This is a genomic window from Wolbachia endosymbiont (group A) of Tromatobia lineatoria (assembly GCF_964028565.1).
GTDB classification, from domain to species: Bacteria; Pseudomonadota; Alphaproteobacteria; order Rickettsiales; family Anaplasmataceae; genus Wolbachia; species Wolbachia pipientis.
The window spans coordinates 1,103,945-1,119,472 of sequence record NZ_OZ034791.1 but is presented as its reverse complement, the minus strand read 5'-3'; the positions used below and the strand labels follow the sequence as shown (position 1 = coordinate 1,119,472).

At 35.7% G+C, this 15,528-nt stretch carries 18 protein-coding genes, 2 tRNA genes and 1 pseudogene; 6 read left to right on the top strand and 15 right to left on the bottom strand.

The annotated features are described in order from the left end of the window. Positions 1 to 62: 62 nt before the first annotated feature. Positions 63 to 554, top strand: coding sequence for an SH3 domain-containing protein (locus tag ABWU48_RS05890; protein ID WP_007551030.1), 492 nt, complete (start codon positions 63 to 65; stop codon positions 552 to 554). Here ABWU48_RS05890 and ABWU48_RS05885 read toward each other — a convergent pair. The 6 genes from ABWU48_RS05885 to ABWU48_RS05860 form a co-directional block, all read right to left on the bottom strand. Beyond that, a complete protein-coding gene (locus ABWU48_RS05885; RefSeq protein ID WP_138264841.1) occupies positions 551 to 1,018 on the bottom strand; it encodes a hypothetical protein in 468 nt (155 codons plus the stop codon). The genes ABWU48_RS05890 and ABWU48_RS05885 overlap by 4 nt on opposite strands. Positions 1,019 to 1,142: 124 nt before the next feature. Beyond that, positions 1,143 to 2,018, bottom strand: coding sequence for a reverse transcriptase domain-containing protein (locus ABWU48_RS05880; RefSeq protein ID WP_353288246.1), 876 nt, complete (start codon positions 2,016 to 2,018; stop codon positions 1,143 to 1,145). A 20-nt stretch (positions 2,019 to 2,038) separates the two neighbouring features. Next, positions 2,039 to 2,455 carry a hypothetical protein gene (locus ABWU48_RS05875; protein WP_353288247.1) on the bottom strand — a complete coding sequence of 139 codons (417 nt, stop codon included), beginning with the start codon at positions 2,453 to 2,455 and terminating at the stop codon, positions 2,039 to 2,041. Continuing rightward, positions 2,418 to 2,546, bottom strand: a complete 129-nt coding sequence (locus ABWU48_RS05870) for a hypothetical protein (RefSeq protein ID WP_255324786.1) — start codon at positions 2,544 to 2,546, stop codon at positions 2,418 to 2,420. The genes ABWU48_RS05875 and ABWU48_RS05870 overlap by 38 nt, the downstream gene beginning before the upstream one ends. Positions 2,547 to 2,960: 414 nt before the next feature. Beyond that, the gene (locus tag ABWU48_RS05865) at positions 2,961 to 3,350 is read right to left on the bottom strand and encodes a DUF1284 domain-containing protein (RefSeq protein ID WP_209472357.1); all 390 of its coding nucleotides are present in this window, start codon (positions 3,348 to 3,350) and stop codon (positions 2,961 to 2,963) included. Continuing rightward, positions 3,347 to 3,874 (bottom strand): biotin transporter BioY, encoded by a 528-nt coding sequence (locus tag ABWU48_RS05860; protein WP_264705842.1) that lies wholly within the window; start codon positions 3,872 to 3,874, stop codon positions 3,347 to 3,349. Before ABWU48_RS05860 ends, ABWU48_RS05865 begins: the two co-directional genes overlap by 4 nt. Positions 3,875 to 3,959: 85 nt before the next feature. On the opposite strand from ABWU48_RS05860, the gene ABWU48_RS05855 reads away from it, so the two are divergent. Together ABWU48_RS05855 and dapF are read left to right on the top strand one after the other, a co-directional pair. Further along, positions 3,960 to 4,547 (top strand): nitroreductase family protein, encoded by a 588-nt coding sequence (locus ABWU48_RS05855; RefSeq protein WP_353288349.1) that lies wholly within the window; start codon positions 3,960 to 3,962, stop codon positions 4,545 to 4,547. Continuing rightward, complete coding sequence (gene dapF / locus ABWU48_RS05850) at positions 4,528 to 5,316, top strand: diaminopimelate epimerase (RefSeq protein WP_006279822.1); 789 nt, start codon at positions 4,528 to 4,530, stop codon at positions 5,314 to 5,316. Before ABWU48_RS05855 ends, dapF begins: the two co-directional genes overlap by 20 nt. Positions 5,317 to 5,324: 8 nt before the next feature. Here dapF and sucD read toward each other — a convergent pair whose 3' ends face one another. The 9 genes and pseudogenes from sucD to hemF all read right to left on the bottom strand — a co-directional run bounded on the left by sucD (position 5,325) and on the right by hemF (position 11,055). After that, on the bottom strand, positions 5,325 to 6,200 hold the full coding sequence (gene sucD, locus ABWU48_RS05845) for a succinate--CoA ligase subunit alpha (protein WP_010963102.1): 876 nt from the start codon (positions 6,198 to 6,200) through the stop codon (positions 5,325 to 5,327). A 3-nt stretch (positions 6,201 to 6,203) separates the two neighbouring features. Next, a complete protein-coding gene (gene sucC, locus ABWU48_RS05840) occupies positions 6,204 to 7,355 on the bottom strand; it encodes an ADP-forming succinate--CoA ligase subunit beta (RefSeq protein ID WP_006279820.1) in 1,152 nt (383 codons plus the stop codon). Between the two features lie 37 nt (positions 7,356 to 7,392). Then, complete coding sequence (gene rpsU / locus ABWU48_RS05835) at positions 7,393 to 7,593, bottom strand: 30S ribosomal protein S21 (RefSeq protein ID WP_006279819.1); 201 nt, start codon at positions 7,591 to 7,593, stop codon at positions 7,393 to 7,395. Positions 7,594 to 7,792: 199 nt separating this feature from the next. Next, positions 7,793 to 7,866, bottom strand: a tRNA-Pro gene (locus ABWU48_RS05830). Between the two features lie 218 nt (positions 7,867 to 8,084). Next, positions 8,085 to 8,771 (bottom strand): annotated as a pseudogene (locus ABWU48_RS05825) (16S rRNA (uracil(1498)-N(3))-methyltransferase). A 28-nt stretch (positions 8,772 to 8,799) separates the two neighbouring features. Beyond that, a tRNA-Glu gene (locus ABWU48_RS05820) sits at positions 8,800 to 8,871 on the bottom strand. Positions 8,872 to 8,939: 68 nt separating this feature from the next. Continuing rightward, positions 8,940 to 9,386, bottom strand: a complete 447-nt coding sequence (locus tag ABWU48_RS05815) for a hypothetical protein (protein WP_233641030.1) — start codon at positions 9,384 to 9,386, stop codon at positions 8,940 to 8,942. Further along, on the bottom strand, positions 9,358 to 10,149 hold the full coding sequence (locus ABWU48_RS05810) for a hypothetical protein (RefSeq protein ID WP_353288348.1): 792 nt from the start codon (positions 10,147 to 10,149) through the stop codon (positions 9,358 to 9,360). Before ABWU48_RS05810 ends, ABWU48_RS05815 begins: the two co-directional genes overlap by 29 nt. Before the next feature lie 81 nt (positions 10,150 to 10,230). After that, positions 10,231 to 11,055 carry an oxygen-dependent coproporphyrinogen oxidase gene (gene hemF / locus ABWU48_RS05805; RefSeq protein ID WP_064124995.1) on the bottom strand — a complete coding sequence of 275 codons (825 nt, stop codon included), beginning with the start codon at positions 11,053 to 11,055 and terminating at the stop codon, positions 10,231 to 10,233. A gap of 160 nt (positions 11,056 to 11,215) precedes the next feature. Between hemF and ABWU48_RS05800 the strand changes: the two genes are divergently transcribed. The 3 genes from ABWU48_RS05800 to ABWU48_RS05790 all read left to right on the top strand — a co-directional run bounded on the left by ABWU48_RS05800 (position 11,216) and on the right by ABWU48_RS05790 (position 15,477). Beyond that, positions 11,216 to 13,696: a response regulator gene (locus tag ABWU48_RS05800; protein ID WP_151807519.1), complete on the top strand. Its 2,481-nt coding sequence runs from the start codon at positions 11,216 to 11,218 to the stop codon at positions 13,694 to 13,696. Between the two features lie 90 nt (positions 13,697 to 13,786). Continuing rightward, on the top strand, positions 13,787 to 14,629 hold the full coding sequence (locus ABWU48_RS05795; protein ID WP_038199588.1) for a ParA family protein: 843 nt from the start codon (positions 13,787 to 13,789) through the stop codon (positions 14,627 to 14,629). Further along, positions 14,626 to 15,477, top strand: coding sequence for a ParB/RepB/Spo0J family partition protein (locus ABWU48_RS05790; protein WP_006279814.1), 852 nt, complete (start codon positions 14,626 to 14,628; stop codon positions 15,475 to 15,477). The genes ABWU48_RS05795 and ABWU48_RS05790 overlap by 4 nt, the downstream gene beginning before the upstream one ends. Positions 15,478 to 15,528: the final 51 nt, after the last annotated feature.

The window sequence follows — 15,528 nt, the reverse complement described above, 5'->3', positions numbered from 1 at the left end:
CATTTAAAGATCTATTCAATTTTTAATTTACTCTTTATCTTATGTCAACCTAATCGTGAATTATGATGAATAAGTCTGTTACACTATCCCTCACGTTATCCCAGTGCGTGACACTGGGATCTTGGTTCAGTACTATTATCCTATTGTTTTTATTATTTAGCCATAGCTTGTTTGCTAACAACTTTGTTTCAACCAAATCAAATAAGATCAACATGAGAACGGGGCCAGGGTTTCACTATCCTGTAAAATGGATATACACTTGCAAAAATCTGCCCCTGAAAGTGATAGAAGAGTTTGAGAGTTGGAAAAAGGTCTGCGATATAGATGAAGACTGCGGATGGATAAAAGGCAATCTTCTTAGTGATAAGCGCTACGCGATTGTAAAAGAAGATACTTATGGATATCAAAAACAGAGTGTAGACAGCAAGATTACTATGAAAATAGACAAGTTTGTTGTGATGAAGATAGAAAAATGCAACGAAGAATGGTGCTTTCTTTCCACCCCAAAACGCAAAGCATGGGTACAAAAAAAACATATATATGGGGTTGATTAGGTTGACAAAAGATCTGAATTAACACTAGTTTCTGGGCCTTCTGTAGCATGCTCTTCAGATGAAGCAGAGGGTTCTTGAGGCTCTGGAGACTGTACAGGGCTATCACAGAAACTCCTTAACATCTCCTCAGCGGATGAATCTAAAATTTGTACAATAGACTTTTCACTCTGCTCTTTTAGCGATTGATCCACTCTAGAAATCAACTCAGAAAACTCGCTACCTGATTTTTCAGCTTCACTTTTTATTTTACTTTCTATGCTTGCAATATTACCTTGGTCAATTTCTTCTTTTGTTATGTTGAATGACTTTGCAACATCTTGATATCCAATCTTGCAATTTCCACAACCAATTATGCAAAAAGTAATAGAATCAGATATTTCGCTTGCAGCCCAATTATGTATAGTGTAAGCCAAATAATTGTCATGGTATTTAATGCTAAATTGTTGTTCTATTAACTCAGAAATTTTATTCTTTAGAGGTCTGGTAGAGACTCATGACCTTGAAACCAGCGATTTGGTCTCATAACCATAGTCTCCCCAAAAGAACCGTGCTTGCGGATTTCCCGCACACGGCTCCACAATACAGCGTTCACACTAGTGCTCCTGTGTATAAAGAAACATATACCTTTGGTTTTGGTAATGGATTTACTTTTAAATAGTGTATAAATTGTTCCCAATCCATACTTTTCTTTTGACTACGTCGGTTTATCCACTTAAATGCTAACTTTGTTACCGGTCGATAGAATTGAATCAAACACCGATAATTTCCGCTAACTCCGAAGTAGCTATAGTGTCCTGTTAGTTTGGCTTTAAGTTTCTGCCACCAATCTTTGAGACAGATACGACTTCGTACCATCTTCAACCATTCTTTGATTTCTTTAATCTTTCTGGCTAGGCTTATTTTTGAAGTTTTCTGCTTCATCATAAGTTTACCATTACGACTTTTTCCACAATAATGTGTAAATCCTAGAAAGTTGAAGCTAGCCGTCCTACGTTTCTCTCTTTCTGCTTGATACCATTCTTTCTTACCAAACTTTACTATTTTTGTTTTATTTTCAGCTATTTCCAACCCAAATTTACTTAGTCTTTGTTTCAGTAATTCTAGAAATTCTTTTGCGTCTTCTTCCCTCTCGCAGCCAACTACAAAATCGTCGCAAAACCTTATTAGCTGTAAATATCCTCTGGCTTTTGGCTTAAATTTCTTTTCAAACCATAAGTCCAGCACATAGTGTAAGTATATATTAGCTAATACAGGGCTTACTATACCACCTTGTGGTGTGCCTTGATCGGTTGCTTTATAACATCCAACTTCGACTATTCCTGCCTTTAGAAATCGTTTTATTAACCACAATAAATTTGGGTCAGCTATTCGTTCCCTTAGACAATTCATTAGCCATTTATGTTGAACATTATCAAAGAACTTCTTGATATCCACTTCTACAATATAGTTAATTGGTTTGTGCATAACTGCTTTATCTAGAGCGTTTATCGCCTGATGACAATTTCTTCCTGTCGAAATCCATACGAGCTGTCCATAAAGTTTGCTTCATAAATATTTTCTAATATCTTCTTTAGCATTACCTGTACCAACTTATCTTCCGTTGATGGTATTCCGAGACCGCGCTTCTCTTTGCTCCCGGCTTTGGGTATGTATACCCTTTTCACTGGTAGCGGTTGATATTGTTTTCTCTTCATACTATCCACTAGTGTTTTAAGTTTCTCTTCTAGATTTTCTCCATAAGCTTCCACTGTCACACGATCTATACCACAAGCCTTGTTGCGTTTTAGTTCCTTATAACACTCTGCAAGATTCTCTTCATTAATCAAATGAACTAATGATGTAAATTTTACTCGCTTATCTTGCTTAGCCCTTACTGCTATCTGGTTTAGTTTTCCTTGCATACTCCTCCAATCTCTGTTGTATTGGTATAGCAATCCCTATACCAGTCACTATATTGCTAACCGCTTCCCCTTGTATGTGGCTTTCCCACACTCCGAGTACTATCAGTTAGTCCGACTTCCTTTGCATCTTCCTCCAGTCTTCGCCTTTATTGACTTGTTCCAGAGTACCCTTACAGGAATACAAAGGATCTCCCAAGTTCACGTAAGGTCCATCTCAACACATGACGCGGCCTTCGATCCCGATGAGGTGAGTAATATCTTGCCTTAGCGTTATTACCCATGTTGCCTTCCACCAAATGTAAAGTGTCAGCCCCCATGACGCGTGAATTACGGGACTCAATACCTTCACTTTCGTTGCACCCTATGTTGTCCATTCCATTAGCTTTACTACGCTCGTTACCTTACGCAGCATAATGGTTTGTTCCAGGTTGCCGGCTAAGCTTTACCCGTGTTGGATTTTCACCAACTGTTCCTTACGCACTTCTTGGCGCACACATTTTGTCAACTACCTTTGTAGATTTAAAAGGGCATTTTTACATATTCCATATGGCTGCCAGTTGCACCCCTCACATGCGTACTCGAATTTCTCTAAAGACATTTTCTCCCTAATCTTTTCTACCGCTTCACTCCAGGTCAAAGTCTCGCCAATTTTAATTCCTAAAATTTCCATATGCCTTCTATCTAGCTCTAAAACTTTAGCTTGTGTGGTGCATTTACCTTGTTTAGTCTGATTTGGACAAGCACTACAGATATTATCAAGGTTACCAACTACTTCGATTTGAGTACTAATTACTTTGCTTGCTATCCTTTTATAATTTTCTACAAAACCCTGAGAATACCCATATCCCCGAAACGCGAGGGTGCACATAAAATGATGAGGGCGAAATTTTATCATTTTTTCAAATATTGCAAAGCTGCTACAAGTAGAAAAATTTTTATCAAACCAGGAAGGATAAATGGTAAAACACCCACCATTATTGCTTGTTCCAGACCCAAGTAAACAGCAAGCCAACTAACACCACAAATAAAGATTACAACTGTACCAGCCAGACAACTTAAAGAATTACATACAAATGATTTATACTTAGAGTTCAGTAATTCATTTACTTTGCTCATTACCATAACAGCAGCTAAAAAGCCAATTAAATATCCACCTGTTGGTCCAAGGAGAGCGTGATAACCACCAGAAAAATTTGCAAGAACAGGCAATCCTGCTGCACCAAGTGATAGATATGTAAGCACAGAATAGAATGCTGTTCTGCGGTTAAATTTAAGCCCAATAAGCATTACTCCTAAAGTTTGCAATGTGATAGGCACAGGCTGCAATGGTATACTTATTTGAGCCATCAAGAATAAAAGTAAAACGCAAGACAATATTTCAGCCAGTGTTGATCTGCTGCTAGATTGTGTTATAAACATACCTTCCCAATAAAAATAACTTATTAAATGTAATATATGTGTATGAGAGGTTTTGCAATTTAAATTTTGCTTATATTGTGCTACAATGAATTGTTTATGCACTATTAAATTAAAAATGATGAGTAAACAAGATCTATTATCGTTGATGAAAGCAAGACACAGCGGACGTTCATACGATCCTACAAGAGCAATATCTCAGGAAGACATGGATATTTTAATGGAAGCTGTAAGGCTGACTCCCTCATGTTTTGGTGATGAACCCTGGAGATACGTAATATGCAACAAACAGAACAATCAAAGCGCATGGGAAAAGCTGCTAAATTGCCTTGATGAATCTAATCAAAAATGGGCAAAAGATGCACAAGTGTTAATCATATCTTTAAGCGCTAAGAATTTCCGCAAATCTGATAAAGGTGAAAATTTTTGGGCTAATCACGATACTGGTGCAGCGAATTATGGACTTATGTTACAAGCTGCAGTTATGAACTTAATGGCCCATCAAATGGGTGGATTTGATAGAGATAAAATAGTGAAAGAGTTCAATATACCCAATGACTTTAACGTAATGTCAGTGATAGCGGTTGGTTACGAAGAAGAGGGTGCTGAAACAAGTAAGAAGAAAAGAAGACCAATAGAAGAAATATTTTTTTATGATGAGTGGCCAAAATTCTGAAAATTTTATCAAAATGCACGGCACTGGTAACAATTTCGTTATCATAGACTCACGTTCAACAAACAATTTAGACTGGAACCATAGACAAATTGCTGATCAAAGCAGTTGTGATCAAGTGATAATTATAACAATGTCTAATGCTGCAGACTGTTTTATGCATATCTATAATGCTGATGGCAGTCGAGCTGAAATGTGCGGAAACGCAGCACGCTGTGTTGGATATTTGATAATGTCAGAAAAAGGTGCTGAATACTCCATTATTGAGCTAACAAGCAAACGCATTTTAGAGTGTTTTAAAGTGGGTGATAAATCCATAAAGGTTAACATGGGTAAACCTTTGCTAAAATGGCATGAAATTCCCTTATCTACTGAGTGTGACACTCTTCACTTACCTATAGAGCTTGAAATGCTAAAAGATCCTGTTGCAGTAAATATTGGCAATCCTCACATAGTTTTTTTTGTTGATAACATAAGTGAAATACCATTGCGAAATTTAGGACCAAAGCTAGAAAATCACGCATTATTTCCTCGGAAAATTAATGTTAGTATTGCACAAGTTGAAAAGTCTGGAGAAATAGCTTTAAGAGTTTGGGAAAGAGGTACAGGCATTACTGCATCATGCGGTAGTGCAGCCTGTGCAGCACTTGTTGCATCCACACTACGTGGATATCTGGTTGCCCAACAGACTTCAGTAAATTTACCAGGAGGCAAGTTATTAATCGAATGGGCAAATAACGTATTCATGACCGGTGATATAGGGTTTTTGTGACCCTAATTCTAGTGATGCATTACTTCCAATACCTTCTTACCAATTACTGCAGGGGTTTCAGCAATTGCAATTCCAGCGCTCCGCATAACTTCTAGTTTTGCACCAGCACTTCCACCGCTGGAAGAGATGATTGCTCCAGCGTGTCCCATACGTCTTCCTGGAGGTGCCGTTTGGCCTGCTACAAAACCAACGATTGGCTTTTTAGTTTTTTCTGTTTTCACAAAATGTGATACATCTTCTTCTTCGTTTCCACCTATTTCACCAATAACTACAATACCATGAGTATCGTTATCTTTTAAAAAGAGCTCCATACAGTCGACAAATGTTATACCATGAACTGGATCCCCCCCAATTCCGATACACGTGGATTGACCAAGACCAACAGCGGTTGTTTGTGCTACTGCCTCGTAAGTTAAAGTTCCGGAGCGAGACATAATTCCTATGTGTCCACGCTTATGGATATGGCCAGGCATAATTCCTATTTTGCATTCTTCAGGGGTAATAATTCCCGGGCAGTTGGGACCAATCAATCGACTTTTTGAGCCGATAAGCGCACGCTTAACTTTCACCATATCAAGTATAGGAATGCCCTCTGTAATACAAATTATCAATTCTATTTTTGCATCTATTGCTTCAAGTATTGCAGCAGCAGCAAATTTAGCAGGTACATATATAACTGTAGCATTTGCACCGGTTTTTTCTTTGGCTTCTGCTACAGTATTAAAAACCGGTAAATTAAGGTGAGTGCTCCCACCCTTTCCAGGAGTTACACCTCCCACCATTTTCGTTCCGTAATCAATTGCTTGCTCTGAATGAAATGTGCCTTGTGCACCAGTAAAACCCTGGCATATTAATCTTGTATCTTTGTTTACTAAAACGGACATGCTTTATTTTACCTCTTTTACTATCTTTTGCGCAGCTTCATCTAGCTCATCTGCAGCAATAATATTTAATCCTGACTCTTCTAAAATTTTTTTTCCTTCTTCAAAATTAGTACCTGATAATCTAACCACTAGAGGAACTTTAATGCTCATTTCTTTTGCAGCCGCAACAATTCCACTTGCGATAATATCGCAACGCATTATACCACCAAATATGTTAACCAGAATTCCTTTTACGTTGCTATCAGACAATATGATTTTAAATGCTTCAGTTACAGTTTCTTTACTCGCTCCACCACCAACATCCAAAAAGTTAGCAGGCTCTGCTCCGTAGTATTTTATTATATCCATTGTTGCCATAGCAAGACCTGCACCATTTACCATGCAACCAATACTGCCATCCATTTTGATGTAACTGAGCCCATACTTTGAAGCCTCTATCTCTTCTTTCACTTCCTCATCATAATCACGAAGTTCCATAATTTCTGGGTGACGATATAAAGCATTATCATCGAAATTAATTTTTGCATCGAGCGCAATAAAATCTCCAGAATTTGTTTCAACCAGTGGATTAATTTCAATTTGGCTCGCATCAGTTGCAATAAACGCATCATATATTTTTTTTGCAATGTTCGATATCTTTTCTATTTGTTCTGGACTCAAATGAAAACTGCTGCTTAACTTGCTGCTATCAAAACTTGTAGCAGGATCAATATCAAATTTCACAATTTTTGCAGGAGAATTTTTTGCCACTTCTTCGATGTCCATTCCACCTTCTGAGGAAAATATGAATATTGGCCTACTGAGCTTCGGGTCGATTACCAGGCTTAAATAATACTCTTTCTTAATGCTTGAGCCTTCTTCAACGTACACTTTTCTTACTTGCTGCCCGCTTGGCCCTGTTTGATGAGTAACTAAAGTCATACCAATCATGTCCTTTACAAACTGTTGAGCTTCTTCAACTGACTTTGCTAGCTTTACGCCACCGGCTTTACCCCTACCACCTGCATGAATTTGAGCTTTAACTACAAACACGTCAGATTTTAATTGACTTACTTGAGTCTTTACTTCTTCTGCAGATGTAGCAACAAAACCTTTTGGCACTGGGACATTAAATTTATGCAAAACTTCTTTCGCTTGATATTCGTGAATATTCATAAAATAACCAATGATAAACTATTAACTTGAGTACAAACTACCAACCATAACGTTGCCTTCTGCACTCTTGTTGGTACCTCTTTTTTTTAGCTTCAGCTTTCTTTTTAGCTCTTTTTTCTGATTTTTTTTCATGATATTGTTTTTTCATTTTCAACCCTCTTCCTTCCTTTTGAATTGTTTTTTTCAATACTGGAAGAGCTCTGTCTACATCACCATAATGGACTGATACTTCTATCAAACTCTATACCTCCTTCGGTAATCATTTCAAAATCTATTTATAAATTAGAAAATTAACATTGTCAATTATTTTATAAACTTGAGCGTTAAAATGTAATATGCCATAATTTACATGGTAAATAATGTCATTCCAGTGTCAGCTACTTGCTTACTGATGGAGATTGCTCTTATGTTACAGCGTTCTTACAATTATACTAACATCGGGGCGGAGAGATTTGAACTCTCGACCCTTTGGTCCCAAACCAAATGCGCTACCAGGCTGCGCTACGCCCCGACTTCTTTACTCAGAGTATCAATAACTCAGGCAAAATGCAAGATTCATTTGTTTACTTTAGAAAAAATATAATATGAGATTTAATATTATCTTAGAATATGTTTTTTATTAGCTCCTCTTTAACAACAGACTGCTTCGTAGAAAGTCTACAGGGTTTTTGTGCGCGCAACACTGAACCAGATTTCTTTATGACCCAAACCTTAGTCATATTTAAAAATCTAGCTACACCAATTGGTGAAAGTGAGTGCAGCAACTACAGCAGTATCGACCCTTAAAATTCTTTTTCCTAGACTCAATTTTTAACAAAACTTATCGGCAAGATCAAGTTCATAAGATGAAAAACCACCTTCAGGGCCAACAATAATAGCAACATTTTTTTTGCCTTTCAGCACTTTGTCAGCTTTACCTGTTTCATCACACAAAACAAAATTTTTACTCTGGGAATCAGGTAACTCACAAAAGTTAATAGGAGGCAAAATCTCTGGTATACTTATCCTACCTGATTGTTCCGCTGCTTCGATTGCTTGTAATTTTGCTCTACTTAGGTTAATATTTTTTACCACTGTACGTTCCGTTGAAATAAATTGAATGCAGATTACTCCCATTTCAGTTGCCTGTCTTACTATGTTGTTCAAAGCAGCACTTTTTACCATGGCACAATACAGGTATAAATTTTCCTCATATTGCTGTTGTTTAGTGCATTCTTTGGGTGTAACTTCTGTCAATTTACGCGATATATTAACTACTTCTCCTAACCATTCTCCATCTTTTCCATTAAAAAGAGAGAGATTATCATACTTCTTAAGCCGCATTACATTGCAAATATAGTGACTTTGTTGTGGATTAAGTGCTAAACTCACGCCTTGTGATAAAGCTTCTTCAACATAGAGCCTAATTTTTCCCATTCAAAACTTTAATTATATTCTACTTGAGTGACTCTTACGGGATTTGAACCCGTGTTACCACCGTGAAAGGGTGGTGTCCTAACCACTAGACGAAAGAGTCAACTTGAATCTAACTAGGTTATATCGATTACATATATAAAGTCAATTCAATTATTTTGAATCACATAGTTAGAGGGATATATCAGTAATCTTATATCGACAGCCTCCTATTACTCCATGCTCAATACTCACTGAACCTATCTCAGATTTAGGAGCTAATTCTAATTGTTGTTCAACTTTTGTATCGGAATCATAGCCAGAATCGTAGCCAGAATCTCTACGCTCATATTTCTGCCTTATTTCTTCTACACTAAAGCCAGCCTTGGTCTTAATTTTTTGATCATTAGTCTGTTGCTGACTTATCGACTTATTAGCACTTAGCTCATTTAGCTTCACTTGCCAATCATTCACTTTATCTTGCACTAACCCATGGCAAGTTCCAGAATTAGCTTTTATGTCTTTTGCTTTTCTTTCTGCTCTTTTCTTGGACAAATCTACCCTAGCATAAATAGGTTCTGACGACTGTTCTGGCTCTTTCTGTTTTAGGCTAGTAGGCTTTTTGTTCTGAAAGATCATCTATAGTGCAATAAATAGGTTCTTCTGATATACTCAAATAACCACTATCTTCCAATGATAAATTTTCAGTGGATTTTTTATGTGAATCATATATTTTAGCATAAATAGATTCTTCTGATACACTCAAATAACCATTCTCCCCTAATGAGTTACTAACCTTAGCATCATACACCTCAGCGTAAATTGGCTCTTTTGAAGGCAAAGCATCATAATTAGTGCTCTTTGGCTTATACTCAAAAGTTCTAGAAGGTTTTTGAGGTGGTATTACATTGTTGTTCACCTCAGCGTACATAGTTATTGGCTCATATTCAGAGGTTCTAGGAGGTTTTTGTTGTATAGCTTCAACATTCAAATCATCTGTAGAATAATACTCTGCGCCTTTTCCTAGTAAAAAGGAAACTGTGGGGTGAAGAATTATCTCTGCTGGTAAGTTTTTCTCACTATCCAATTTTAGATTTTTTGATTCTGCTAAACTCTCAATAACACGAATTATAACATTCTTTCCATTCTCATCTATTGAGTGGATATCAGCTCCACGATTAATCAGCAATTCCATTATTTTGTGATCTGTAGCATGTCCTAAAGCCTGATTTAAGGCTTGATTATTATTTATATCAAATGATCCTGTATTCTTGAGAGACATAGTCTTTGAAAAGAATTTTCTAAAACTATTTAATGCATCATAGAGAATTAGAGTCAGTTTAACACCTTTTATGTCATTGTTTTTGACAGATTTAATTAAAAAATTATCTATTATGCCCATGATTATACCCCCTATATAAAAGCTCACTACCATGGTACAATTTTAAACTATGATGATTTATTTTCTACTAATAGCAGCTCTCTATAACCACTTAACAAGTGGTGGCATTGACATCATAATTGCATCTGGATTGCCGTCAGTCATTAAACCAAACCTTGTGCCACGATCGTATAACAGATTGAATTCTACATATCTGCCACGTTTTATTAATTGATTTTCTCGTTGTTCTTTTGTCCAAGATTTTTGTATATGTTTACGTATGATGTGCAAATAAATTTCCAAAAAGGCTTCACCTACTGCTTTTGTGAACTCAAAATCGTTTTCCCAGTTGCCAGAACTCAGATTATCATAGAAAATGCCACCAATACCACGTGGCTCTTTTCTGTGTTGTAAGAAAAAATAATTGTCACATTGCTCTTTAAATTTTGGATAATATCCGGTGTCAAATCTATCACATGTCATTTTGATTGATTCATGGATATACTTGCAATCTTCTTCATTTTTATATATTGGCGTAAAATCCATTCCTCCACCAAACCATTGTTTTGAAGTATATATCAGCCTTGTGTTCATATGTGCTGCAGGGATAAGGGGCGATTGCATATGAGACACTAAAGATATACCGCTTGCCCAGAACTCTCCGTTACTTTCACTTGCACCAGGAATTTCATTAATGGCTGAATCTGCAAATTTTCCGTGTACTTTTGAAACGTTTACTCCAACTTTTTCAAAAACATTACCAAAAATAATTGTAGATTCACCACCTCCACCACCTGGGCGATCCCACTTTCTCTTTTCGATTTTTGGCTCTGCGGATGATTGTTTTTCAATTAATAAGAAAGATTCTATAATCTTATCTCTTAGTGCACAGAACCATTTAAATGCTTGTGTTTTTTGTTTTTCCATAATATCCTCTTGCTAGCTTATTAACATTGTTATATCTGATATTTAAGGAACTTAATTAGATTTGGATGATAATTATCTATCAAAGACGTTAATAAATCTATAATAATTAAATCAATATAATAGAACATTTTCGTATGTACAACAATGCCAAGTAACAATAATGAATAAAAGATACATAGATAACAAAAAAGAGAACAGGGTTGACTTCATACTAAGAAATTATGGAATGTCAATTGTTGTGATGGCAGTTATTATGCTCTTACCTCCAGTAGCAATATCGATACTCTACTTTTTTGATATATATAGTCAGCATATTAATATAGAGATTAATTTATTAGTTAGCATTCTAACAACTCTCTTTATGATGTATAATGTAAAACGCTACAGATACCTACTTAATACTATAGAATTTCAAAATGCAATATTTGCAAATGCACTAAATCATAATACAGAATTTTGCCTTATTTTACATAAAGATGAAGGTATTATTTATGCTGATGCAAGGTTCTACGAAAGGTTTAAAGATCATATAGATGATGACATTACGTTAGACAAGATTCTTGAAATAGGAGATGTTTCAGAAGCAGACAAAAAAGTACTCTATCATGCACTAAAAAATAACTCTTCTGTACAGGTATGCATTTCCTTAAACAAGAAGAATAGAGTATCTAACTTTCTTTTGCTCTTTGAGCCGATACCAGATAATCCCCAAATTGCTATAAATAGTAATAAGATTTTAAATTTATCATTAGTGCCAATAGCAAGGCCAGATGGGTATTTTGTATTAAAAGCAACACAGATAAACAAGGAGCAGATATATGAAGAGTTAATAGAAAAACACAGCATAGGAACTTACATTGCAAATGCCAAAGGGGTGATTTTATCTGTAAATAAAAGATTTTTAGACATATTTGAACTAAAAAAACTGGAAAAAGGTAGCTCAATCAGTGATTTTATATCTCAATCTAAATATAACAATACAACAACCGATAATGAAATTTTGTTTTTTACTATAAGTGGTATTCCATTCAAGGCTTATATGAGCACTGCTATATTTTGTGATAAATACAACCATAGCTATATATATGGCTTTATAACACCAACCGAATCAAATATTGTTGATTATCAATTACACCCTTGTTTTGCAAATTCATCAATTGCTATTGCACAATGTGACATAAACGGCAACTTTGTAAAGAAAAATACGGCACTAATAAAGCTTGCAGGGTCAGATAATAATTCAATCTTTACGTTGATATTGGATAGTTATCATGTGAAAATACGTGAATATTTTTCGAGTAATAGAATAAATAATGCGTCTTTTGATGTACAGCTCAACGGCGGTAATAACATAAAAATATATTTCAATAAGTTTCTTCATAATAAAATGATCTTCATACTTTGTTATTTTATTGACAATACTGAACACAAAAACCTAGAGATAAAGCTTGAGCATTATCAAAAGATGCAAGCTATAGGGCAGTTAGCAGGTGGTATTGCGCATGATTTCAACAATATATTGACTGGGATAATAGGATTTTGCGATTTGCTTTTACTCCAACACTCAGCTGGTGACCCATCTTTTGGAGATATAATACAGATACAGCAAAATGCAAAGCGTGGATCAAATTTAGTAAGACAATTGCTTGCTTTCTCAAGAAGACAGACCTTGCAGCCAAAAATTATTGATGTAAATAATACTATAGCTAATCTTTATGAAATGATAAAAAGATTAATAGGTGAAAATATAAAATTTAATATTTATTATGGTAGAGACTTGGGTGCTGTTAGGGCTGATCAAGGGCAATTAGAGCAAGTTATACTTAACTTAGCAGTCAATGCTAGTGCTGCTATGGAAAAGGGCGGAGAATTAACTATACGAACCTTTAATCAAAAGATTGACTCATTAAATTCTACACCTCAGGATATGTTTTCTCCAGACAAGGAAGCGATTGAACATGGAAATTATGTTGTGATTGAAGTAATTGATACTGGATGTGGAATGACGAGTGATACAACTGAAAAGATCTTTGATCCATTTTTTTCTACCAAAGATATTACCTCTGGTACAGGTCTTGGCCTCTCTACTGTATATGGCATTATTAAACAAACTGAAGGATACATCTATGTTGCTAGCAAAGTAAATCATGGAACTAAATTTAGCATATTTTTGCCCATGGTTTACATATCAGATGAAAATGATAGAGAGGAAGATAGTGAAGAAACAGAAAAACCGGTAGTAAGTGAAATTAAAGGTAATGGTATAATTTTATTAATCGAAGATGAAGATTCAGTAAGGGAATTCATCTCTAAAGCACTCAAAAGAAAAGGATTTGATGTAATAGAAGCAAGCATAGGCAGCGAGGCGCTAGAAATAATCAGTAAAAAAAGTCAACATATAGATCTTATAATCACTGATGTAATCATGCCAGAGGTGAGCGGCCCAGAAATAGTTAAAGAAGCATTGATCCATAGGCCAAATATCAACGTTATTTTTATTTCTGGGTATGCAGAAGATGCTTTTTTAAAGAGTGATGACATCAATATAGAAGATTTTCACTTTTTGCCAAAACCATTCACTCTGAATGAATTAGGAAACAAGGTTCAAAGTGTGTTACACAAAGCAAAAAAGACAGTCTAATTTTAGTGTGGTTAGCAACAAAAAAATTTTCTAATGCAAAAGTTTCTTGCATATATACAATAGAATTATTTTATACATAAGATAAAAGGCGTGAGCAAGATTATTGCAATAGTAAATCAAAAGGGTGGAGTTGGCAAAACCACAACTAGTATAAATTTGTCGACAGCCTTTGCTGCTGTGGGAAAAAGCACTTTATTGGTAGATCTTGATCCTCAAGGAAATGCTAGCACCGGACTCGGGATTTCTTATCGTAGTAGGGAAGAAAAAAACATATACAAAATACTACTAAGCAGCGAAAATAAATTGATAGAATCGGCAATTTTCAATATAAAGGAAATTCCGAATTTATCGCTAATTTCGTCAGTAGTTGATTTGTCAGCTGCAGAAATTGAATTATCGCAACTTGAGCGAGGAAAATTCGTACTAAAAAGCGCATTGGAGAAGATACGCGATAATTATGAGTATATAATCATCGATTGCCCTCCATCACTTGGGCTTCTGACCATAAATGCTTTGACTGCTGCTAATTCTATTATTGTTCCTCTTCAGTGTGAATTTTTTGCTCTGGAAGGATTAAGCCATTTAGTTAAAACTGTGGAGCTAATAAAAAGGAATAACCTAACCCCTTTTTTGGCAATAGAAGGGATAGTGTTAACAATGTATGACAGGCGCAACAAACTCAGTGAACAGATTAAAAACGATATTTGCCAGTATTTAAATGATAAAGTATACAAAACTATCATCCCATTGTATGAGACTGTTATTCCACGTAACGTACGGTTATCAGAAGCGCCTTCTCATGGAAAACCCGCTATTGTGTATGATCTTAAGTGTCCTGGTGCACAAGCATATATAAGTTTGGCAAGGGAAATTTTAAAAAAGCACGCGAGCAGTTGTAAGGAGAAGAAACTAGTAAGCGAGGGCGTAGTATGAAGGATGATAGACGCCTCGGCAGAGGTCTTGCCGGCCTCATAGGCGATAATTATGATAATAAAGAAGATCGACAAGAGCATTTGCCTATTTCATTACTGCACCCAAGCAAATTTCAACCGAGGAAACATTTTGACGAGGAGTCATTAAGAGAACTTGCAAATTCGATAAAGAAAAGTGGCATTATACAGCCTATCGTGGTACGCAAAGATTCAAATGATGATGGTTATGAAATAATAGCTGGAGAACGTCGTTGGCGAGCAAGCAAGATTGCAAATCTTGATAGTGCACCGGTTATCATAAAAGATCTGAGCGACAAGGAATGCTTGGAAGTATCCATTATTGAAAACATACAAAGGCAAGATATTAATCCAATAGAGGAAGGTGAAGCTTACAGAAAACTGATAGATGAGTTTTTCTATACACATGAGGAATTAGCTTCAGCTATAGGCAAAAGCCGCAGCCACATAACCAATATGATTCGGATGTTGTTGCTCCCTGATAGGGTGAAAACAATGATCAATGAGAAAAAATTGTCTATGGGTCATGCAAGAGCGTTGATTAATGTTGAAAATGCGGAAAGTATTGCAGAAAAAATAGTTTCTCAGGGCTTAAGCGTTAGACAAACTGAAAAACTGATAAAGGACCTACATCAAAACAACAATCAAAAAGAGCAGAGATATACTAGAAATCAAGATATGACAGTAATAGAAGGCGCTATATCTTCTCAACTTGGTTTAAAGATCAAAATTAATGACAACAATTCTAAGGGTAAAGTTATGATACGGTATGATAATCCAAATGAATTGGATTTGATATTGAAAATTTTGAATAGGAAACTTGAGGCATAGCTAGTAGTTGGCTAGCAAAGCAACAAACCAATATCAACTGTTGGTGTCATG

Coding starts and splice junctions, on each gene's coding strand:
- ABWU48_RS05810 (WP_353288348.1), bottom strand. CDS start 10,149: ATGGGCATAATAGATAATTTTTTAATTAAATCTGTCAAAAACAATGAC.
- ABWU48_RS05875 (WP_353288247.1), bottom strand. CDS start 2,455: ATGCAAGGAAAACTAAACCAGATAGCAGTAAGGGCTAAGCAAGATAAG.
- hemF (WP_064124995.1), bottom strand. CDS start 11,055: ATGGAAAAACAAAAAACACAAGCATTTAAATGGTTCTGTGCACTAAGA.
- dapF (WP_006279822.1), top strand. CDS start 4,528: ATGAGTGGCCAAAATTCTGAAAATTTTATCAAAATGCACGGCACTGGT.
- ABWU48_RS05890 (WP_007551030.1), top strand. CDS start 63: ATGATGAATAAGTCTGTTACACTATCCCTCACGTTATCCCAGTGCGTG.
- ABWU48_RS05880 (WP_353288246.1), bottom strand. CDS start 2,018: ATGCACAAACCAATTAACTATATTGTAGAAGTGGATATCAAGAAGTTC.
- ABWU48_RS05790 (WP_006279814.1), top strand. CDS start 14,626: ATGAAGGATGATAGACGCCTCGGCAGAGGTCTTGCCGGCCTCATAGGC.
- ABWU48_RS05815 (WP_233641030.1), bottom strand. CDS start 9,386: ATGATCTTTCAGAACAAAAAGCCTACTAGCCTAAAACAGAAAGAGCCA.
- ABWU48_RS05865 (WP_209472357.1), bottom strand. CDS start 3,350: ATGATAAAATTTCGCCCTCATCATTTTATGTGCACCCTCGCGTTTCGG.
- ABWU48_RS05860 (WP_264705842.1), bottom strand. CDS start 3,874: ATGTTTATAACACAATCTAGCAGCAGATCAACACTGGCTGAAATATTG.
- ABWU48_RS05855 (WP_353288349.1), top strand. CDS start 3,960: ATGAATTGTTTATGCACTATTAAATTAAAAATGATGAGTAAACAAGAT.
- sucC (WP_006279820.1), bottom strand. CDS start 7,355: ATGAATATTCACGAATATCAAGCGAAAGAAGTTTTGCATAAATTTAAT.
- ABWU48_RS05800 (WP_151807519.1), top strand. CDS start 11,216: ATGAATAAAAGATACATAGATAACAAAAAAGAGAACAGGGTTGACTTC.
- sucD (WP_010963102.1), bottom strand. CDS start 6,200: ATGTCCGTTTTAGTAAACAAAGATACAAGATTAATATGCCAGGGTTTT.